Source organism: Pseudolactococcus hodotermopsidis (assembly GCF_011170085.1).
GTDB lineage: Bacteria > Bacillota > Bacilli > Lactobacillales > Streptococcaceae > Pseudolactococcus > Pseudolactococcus hodotermopsidis.
Map to the genome: position 1 here is coordinate 21,785 of NZ_BLLI01000025.1, position 7,852 is coordinate 29,636.

A 7,852-nucleotide genomic window follows, 5' to 3' on the forward strand; every position below is an offset into this window, starting at 1 on the left:
TTTACCTTAAAATAAAGTCAGTGAAGAAAAAGGTGTTAGTTTTTATGACATACAAAAATGACAAACGCTAAAGACAATGCTGTCTTAAAGTTTGTCATTTTCTTGAAATTTTTCATATTTACAAAAACCTAAACAATACGATGCATGGCAATATTTTTTTGAACAGATTAGCTTGTGTTGTTCAAAAAAACGCTTTTTTAAACTATCAATAAGTCTTTAGAAGTTTTCGTGAAACTTTCAGCACCATTTTCAGTTACATAAAGACAGTCCTCAACACGAACGCCGACTCGCTCAGGGATATAAATACCAGGTTCAATCGAAAAACACATGCCTTTTTCAATCGTTACATCCTCAGCACCGCCAATTGACGGAAACTCATGCACATTCATACCGATACCATGTCCTGTGCGGTGTGTGAAATACTCGCCGTAGCCTGCCTTGTTAATAACATCGCGCGCCACCTTATCCACCTCAAACGCCGTCACACCAGGCTTGACAAAATCGAAAGCTGCTTGTTGTGCTTCGCGCGTAATCTCGTAAATCTTGCGGTCAAAATCGCTTGGCGCACCAATCGCAATCGTGCGCGTTGCATCCGAAGCATAGCCGTTGCTCATGACACCGAGGTCGAAAAGGAGCAACTTATTTCGCTGAATTGCCACAGGTTCAGACACACCGTGCGGATTAGCAGCGCGTGCACCAGTCAGCACCATGGTCTCAAAACTCATCTCAGAAACGCCCATGCGTTTCATCTCAAACTCGATTTTCGCAACGATGTCCATTTCTGTCACAAAGTCGCTAGAGCTTGCAAACGAAAAGCCGATTTCAAAGCATTTATCGGCATAGTCGCCCGCAATGCGCATTTTCTCGATTTCATCTGATGACTTGATTAGACGCATTTTGTTGATAAATGGTGTCAGATTTGCGAACATGAGACCGTCAAAGACGGATTTAAGACCGTCAGATTTGCTGAGAATCAGATGATCAAACTCGACTGCCATTTTGCTAATTGTGCGACCTTTGAGCAGTGAGCTGATTTTCAGCCAAGGATTCTCATTGTCAGCATAACCAAAAACATCGAAAGAGACACAAGATTTAGCCTTTTCAACTTCTAACTCAGGTGTGAAAAGCAACGGCTCACGGTCAGTAAAAATCAGGAGTCCTAAAATACGCTCATGCGGATTCATCTGAAAACCAGTCAGATAAGCAACGCTTGTTGGATTGGTAATGAACGTCAGATCAAGTTGATTGGTTTCCAAATACTTTGAAATTTGTTGTAGTTTAGTCATAGCTCTATTTTCTCACTTTTTGGGGGAAATTACCACTCTATTCTATATCAAACAAAGTTGAAGTGTCAGAACTGGCACTTTTATACTATAATTGAGAGCAGGAATACAAGACGATATGACGACCTGACATTGAAAATCGAAGTTGTCGAAAGAAAACTAGGCAAAAGGAATGATTGATGCAAAAATTAGTTGATTTAAGCGCTGCTAAGAAGAATACGCGTAGGTATTTAGGTAATGCCGGCAACAAATATGGTGTCAAATGGCAAGAAGAAAATTGGCTGATTAAATATCCCAAAAGCACTATGGACTATACGAAGCCAAAAATTTCTTATACAACGCGTCCATTGAGCGAATATCTAGGGTCAAAAATTTATGAATTGCTTGAAATACCAGTTCATGAGACAGTTTTGGGGTATAGGAAGTCCGAGAGTTCTTTTTGGAATAAGTTAGTTGTCGCCTGTAAAGACTTTAGAAAAAGCACCGAACAGTTAATTGAATTTAAAGAAATCAAAAATGCGCAATTTTTCAGCGATGGTAGTGAGGGAACATCTGGTTCTGGTACAAATTTGAACGAAATTCTTGAAACGATTGAAATTTCAGATGATTTTTCTGGCTTTAGAGATGAGGTGCGAGAAAGATTTTGGGATATGTTTGTAGTAGATTTTGTCATTGGCAACAATGATAGAAATAACACAAACTGGGGCTTACTTGCGACAGATGAGAAAATTTTAGGACTTTCTCCTGTTTATGATAATGGGAACGCATTTTTCAGTAAAAGAAGTCTAGCACAATTTGAAAATCGCTCAAAATGATAGCTTTCTTAAAGAAGATGTTTATGGTACACTTGTCAGTTTTTATACAGATCCGAATTTTGCGGACGGAATCGCCATTTTTCCTGAGAAACAAAAGGAGTTTTATTTGAAACTGATAGAACTTCGTGTCAGTGATATTTTGAGGGAAGTGTCCAAAATTTAAGAGTTTTTGTATCAATCGTAAACAAAAGTAATCTGGAACTTTTGTTTGGAAATTGCTATTATTACTTAGTCTGATATGCCTATCTACATAATAATTTTCCATACATTTCAACAAAAAGTGATATATTATGTGGTAATCTTGTCAAAATATGTTAAAATATAGAAAATGGATATTATTATGGATATTATTGAAAAAGAAATGAGGCGTGACTAAATGAATCAAGTAAAAGAAAAAAATAATGGTGTTCTAGCGACACTTTGGATGAGTTTGCGTAAGTGGGTTTATGTTGGTTCGGTGTTAGGGATGACTGCGGGTGTTGGTGCTGTCGTTGATAGTAGCATTGTCTTTGCTGAGGATGATGTTGAAACAACGGCGCCAGAATCGTCAACATCATCTGAACCAGAAAAATCGGCGGCTGATTATCCAATTATCCCGAATCAAGCGCCAACGGTTGAAGATGACGCGCCAGCTACTAACATTGAAGACTTGCCATCATCGTCGATAGAGGAATCCTCTTCTTTACCAAGTACATGGGATCCAACTGAACAATCTGTGAAGAAAAAACCGAATCCCATACCGATTGTCATTGGTGTTGTTGCGGCTATCTCTGTTTGTGCAGTAGCAGTGATTTTGCTCCGCAAAGAAAACACGCACGATAAATAAAGTATTTAAAAAGTTCTGATATGATGTCAGAGCTTTTTTATCGACTTATTAAAAAGCGAAATAGCTTAGAGAGTTCCGTAATCGTAACTTTTTTTTTTTTTGCCTTTTTTAAAGTGTAAACTAGTTATGAGTACTATTACTTATTTTTATTTTTTAAAGAGGGAAGAAAAAATGACTAAATTCAAACATGACAAGCGTTCTTTACATGTTCAAGAGGTTAAAAGGACACATTATCGGTCTTGGAAGAGTGGTAAAAAATGGCTTTACGCTGCCTCAACTTTAGCTGCTATTGCAGGCGGTGCTATTGCGGGTAATGCCCTGATTTCATCTGCGGATGAAAATGATAAGGCGATTGTTGCGACTCAAAAAGCTGATGGTGAAGAAGATGCGGATGTACCTAGTTTGCACGTTGAACGAGCTATCACAGCCAAAGAAAGTTTGAAAGTGGCAAGCTTGCTTGATGTTGATCGTAGTGATTTTGAGGCTGGTGTGATAGAAAATGACAATGCGCCAGCTGAATCAACGACGTCTGTGCATGTGCCATTGCCAGATCAAATCGCCAACCTTTCAACTTATGAAGCGAACGCAAGAGCCGTTGCGGGTGCTTATGCAGAAGTTGCGACTTATGCCGAATTTAAAGCTGCTTATGTAAATCAAAGTGTTCGTTACATTAAAGTTACGGCAGATTTTGTTTTCACACCAACATCGGGAGCTGTTTATAATCATGAAGATGATTTGAGTGATCGTATCGGTGAGCTTATTATTGATGGTAATATGCATACAATTGATCTTGGTAGTGTTGTTTTGAATATTGATGATGTTCGGACATCAACTAACTTTACGCTTACTGATATTAACATAGTTGGACGTAGTAATAATAGCGACCGAGCGTTAATTCAACAGGATCAAGAGTCAAGTTATTGGAAAGTCAACATTAATAACGTTAGTTATATCGGTAATAATACAGGAGAACTTTCAGCTGTACCAAGTAATGAAAGTATAGAGACTGGTTCGCAAGTTGTTCGTTTGTTCCGTACTCGTGGTGTAAACTGTAAAACTGTCTTATCAGGGAAAGTTTATACTACGGCTACTCAAGAAATGGGATGGGCGGAGTTTGTTGATTTTACTGATGGTAGTGACGTAACGTTACGTCGACCACCTAACGGTGCTCATGACTCGATGATTTGGTTCAACAGTTTTAATTATTCATTAGTACACATTGGCGATGGAGCGAAGATTGTCTGTGATGCGAGTTTACAAGCAGTTCAAAATGATTATGACATGCTTTTTCAGTTAAACAACTTAAGAGTTGGTGATGATGTTACTTGGGAACAACACAACTTTAGATATTTGTTTGAAAATGAACCAACTAGGGATTATGTTTTTGGTAAAAATCTCAAAATGACTGCAACAGGAATGAAAAGGAATACTTCAGCTGACCTAGGGACTAATACAAGTATCCTATTTAATGCTGGTACAATCTTAGATGTCCAACAATGGTTACCTGGTAGTCCAGTATTTAATTTAGAGCGTACTAATGTAACGCTTAAGTTTATCTCACCTAAAGCACTACATATTGTAAATCTATCTAGTACAGGTGATGCTAATATCAATCCTTCTGCTGATCTTTTCACAGGTGGTGGTAAGTTTATCATGGATAACTCCTCTATTGATTTGTGGAAAGGAGCTAAAAATCAGTTAGCGGGCGATACTCCAGATAACAATGATGTTAAATTTGCCACAATGACTGTTTCGGGTAATAGTGCGACAATTAATCCAATTGGTGGTGGTACGACTACTTCAGTGAATATGACAGATGTTCGTGAGCTTCAAACCAATGCGATTCCGAATGGAACAGTTAAAATTAACTACATTGATCAAAGTGCAACAAGTACAACTGATGCGGATCATATCGTGAATAGCGTTATGCTTGATGTTAATGAACTGGATGCTGGTGGACACAATAAATATTACATCGGTCAAGAAATTCCAGCGGATGTTTCAAGATTTGTCCATGATAATATGCCAGCCAACTACAAGTGGGCGTTAGGCGATCAAGTTAATCCAATCGCAGCGACAGACAAACAGTCTAAGGGCGACCAAACGACCCTTGTTGATAATGGGAATGCCAAAGGTCAGCTTGAGCGGATGATTGTGCCAATGGAGGGCGTTGAGTACGTTTATAATGTCTATGTTTACGGTAATGACGTTGATGATGTTGAGTATCAATACGTTAATTCTGTTACAGGAGATGTTGTAGATGTTTCAGAAGTCGCAACTTCTGAGCAGGAATCGACTCTTGGTCTTGTAACAGCTAACGTTGGTAATGTTATCAACTGGGAAGCTCCTTATTATACAGCGACTAATATCCCAGCAGGTTATAAATTAGATACCAATCATGCGCAGCCTAAGACAACGCAAGTTTTGGCGCAAAATACACCTAAGACAACTTTCTATGTGACACCAGTTAAACAAGATTTGACGGTTAGATTGGTTGATAAGAACGGTAAGCAGATTGGCACGACGACTTATCCAATTTCTGGTACTTCTGGTTTAGAGAAAACGTATGCTGAGTTGCTTACTATGGGAAATGTTACTATCCCAGCTGGTTATAAAGTGAGTGCTGGAGAAGCAGCGAAAATTTTCAAGTATGATGCAACAGATAATCTGAATCATACGACTGGTGCTGAAACGGCTGATAAGCAAGTACAAACGCTTGATATTGTCCTTGATGCTAACATGCAAACGGCGACATTTACGTTTATTGATGCCTCGAACGGTGGTGCTACTTTAGAGACTAAGTCAGTAGATGGTCAAGCGGGGACTAGCATTAGCGGTTCGGCTGAGTATGACATTGCTAGCAAAATTGCGACTTTCGAGGCTCAGGGCTATGTTGTGAAGTCTAATAACTTTAATGCTAATGCAGTGTTTGACGCTGATGAAACAAGTTCACAGGATTATACGATTCAGTTGGTTCATGATACTGAGGTAGTAGTTGATACTTATATCGTTGAGTTCAATGTTGAGCATAACTACATAGGCATGGTAAGTAGCAAGTCTGATTCTGAGACGATTCCTGTAAAAGTTACACGTACATGGTATAAAGATAAAGTAACTGGAGAAGAGCTTGCGATTCCGACAAATGTTTTAAACAATCAAGCGGCGCTTGATGACTATTTGGCAAAATTTGCTGTAAACGGTAATGTTGATCAGCATCCAGATAGAACAATCTATGAGAAGATTGATGATACGAGTACGACTGCTGATGATTTGGCAGTGGTTGATCGTTACACAGGTGTTGTGACATTGGATACCGTGCCGAGAACTGGCGAACAAGGCTGGATTTCTGGACCTTCTGAAACAATGGCAGTTGATTTGTCAGAGAAACCTAAACCTTCCGAGGGTGGAGATAAGGTTGTAGATGGTAATGGTAAAGTTGAGTATACGCGTGATTTAGATTCGTTACATGAATCTGACGATCTTTCAGATTCAGATGAGGACTCAGATTCAGATGAAGATTCAGATTCAGAAGAGGATAGCGATTCCGAGGAAGATAGCGATTCGGAAGAGGATAGTGACTCAGAAGAAGACAGCGATTCAGAAGAGGATAGCGACTCTGAGGAAGACAGTGATTCAGCGGAAGATTCAGACTCTGAAGCTGACTCAGATTCCAATTATAAGTTAGCCCATCATTCTGATGAAGTGAGTGATTCGACAGAAGATTCAGATTCGACCGAGGATAGTGATTCCGAGGAAGATAGCGATTCTGAGGAAGATAGTGATTCCGCTGAAGATAGTGATTCGACAGAAGATTCTGATTCTGCAGAAGATAGTGACTCGCAAGAGGATTCAGATTCAGTTGAGGATAGTGATTCGACAGAAGATAGCGACTCACAAGAAGACTCTGATTCAGACGAAGATTCCGATTCGGAAAAAGATTCTGATTCTGAAGCTGATTCAAATTCTGAATACCGCTATTTACATGAATCAGAGGAGGATAGTGATTCAACCGAGGATTCCGATTCGACTGAGGACAGTGATTCTGAAGAGGATAGCGACTCGGAAGAAGATAGCGATTCAGTTGAGGATAGTGACTCGCAGGAAGATTCCGACTCGACTGAGGACAGTGACTCTCAAGAAGATTCGGATTCCGCTGAGGATAGTGATTCTGCAGAAGATAGTGACTCGCAAGAGGATTCGGATTCCGCCGAGGATAGTGATTCCACGGAAGATAGCGATTCGCAGGAAGACTCTGACTCAGCCGAAGATTCCGATTCGGAAAAAGATTCGGATTCAGAAGCTGATTCAAATTCAGAATACCGATATTTACATGAATCAGAAGAAGATAGTGATTCAACCGAAGATTCCGATTCGACTGAGGACAGTGATTCTGAAGAGGATAGCGATTCTGAAGAAGATAGTGATTCCGAAGAAGACAGCGACTCGGAAGAAGATAGCGATTCCGAAGAGGATAGTGACTCACAAGAAGACAGTGATTCTCAAGAAGACAGCGATTCTTACGAAGATAGCGACTCGGAAGAAGACAGTGATTCTGTCGAAGATAGCGATTCTGTCGAAGATAGCGATTCAGTTGAGGATAGTGATTCGACCGAAGATAGCGACTCACAAGAAGACAGCGATTCAGTTGAAGATTCCGATTCCACGGAAGATAGCGATTCTCAAGAAGACTCTGACTCTGCCGAGGATTCTGATTCAGAAAAAGATTCCGATTCCGAAGCTGATTCAAATTCAGAATACCGATATTTACATGAATCAGAAGAAGATAGTGATTCAACCGAAGATTCCGATTCGACTGAGGACAGTGATTCTGAAGAGGATAGCGATTCTGAAGAAGATAGTGATTCCGAAGAAGACAGCGACTCGGAAGAAGATAGCGATTCCGAAGAGGATAGTGACTCACAAGAAGA

Annotated in this window: 5 protein-coding genes; 4 read left to right on the plus strand and 1 reads right to left on the minus strand. The window is 39.9% G+C overall.

Going from position 1 to position 7,852, the window contains the following annotated elements:
* Window positions 1-197: 197 nt before the first annotated feature.
* On the minus strand, window positions 198-1,286 hold the full coding sequence (locus Hs30E_RS05280; protein ID WP_172208564.1) for a M24 family metallopeptidase: 1,089 nt from the start codon (window positions 1,284-1,286) through the stop codon (window positions 198-200).
* Window positions 1,287-1,462: 176 nt separating this feature from the next.
* On the opposite strand from Hs30E_RS05280, the gene Hs30E_RS05285 reads away from it, so the two are divergent.
* The 4 genes from Hs30E_RS05285 to Hs30E_RS05300 form a co-directional block, all read left to right on the plus strand.
* Window positions 1,463-2,098, plus strand: a complete 636-nt coding sequence (locus tag Hs30E_RS05285; protein WP_172208566.1) for a HipA domain-containing protein — start codon at window positions 1,463-1,465, stop codon at window positions 2,096-2,098.
* Window positions 2,079-2,261 carry a hypothetical protein gene (locus Hs30E_RS05290; protein WP_172208568.1) on the plus strand — a complete coding sequence of 61 codons (183 nt, stop codon included), beginning with the start codon at window positions 2,079-2,081 and terminating at the stop codon, window positions 2,259-2,261. Before Hs30E_RS05285 ends, Hs30E_RS05290 begins: the two co-directional genes overlap by 20 nt.
* Window positions 2,262-2,474: 213 nt before the next feature.
* Complete coding sequence (locus tag Hs30E_RS05295; RefSeq protein ID WP_172208569.1) at window positions 2,475-2,924, plus strand: hypothetical protein; 450 nt, start codon at window positions 2,475-2,477, stop codon at window positions 2,922-2,924.
* A 171-nt stretch (window positions 2,925-3,095) separates the two neighbouring features.
* Window positions 3,096-7,852: pectate lyase-like adhesive domain-containing protein (locus Hs30E_RS05300; RefSeq protein WP_172208570.1), on the plus strand; the 4,757-nt coding region annotated here is incomplete at its 3' end.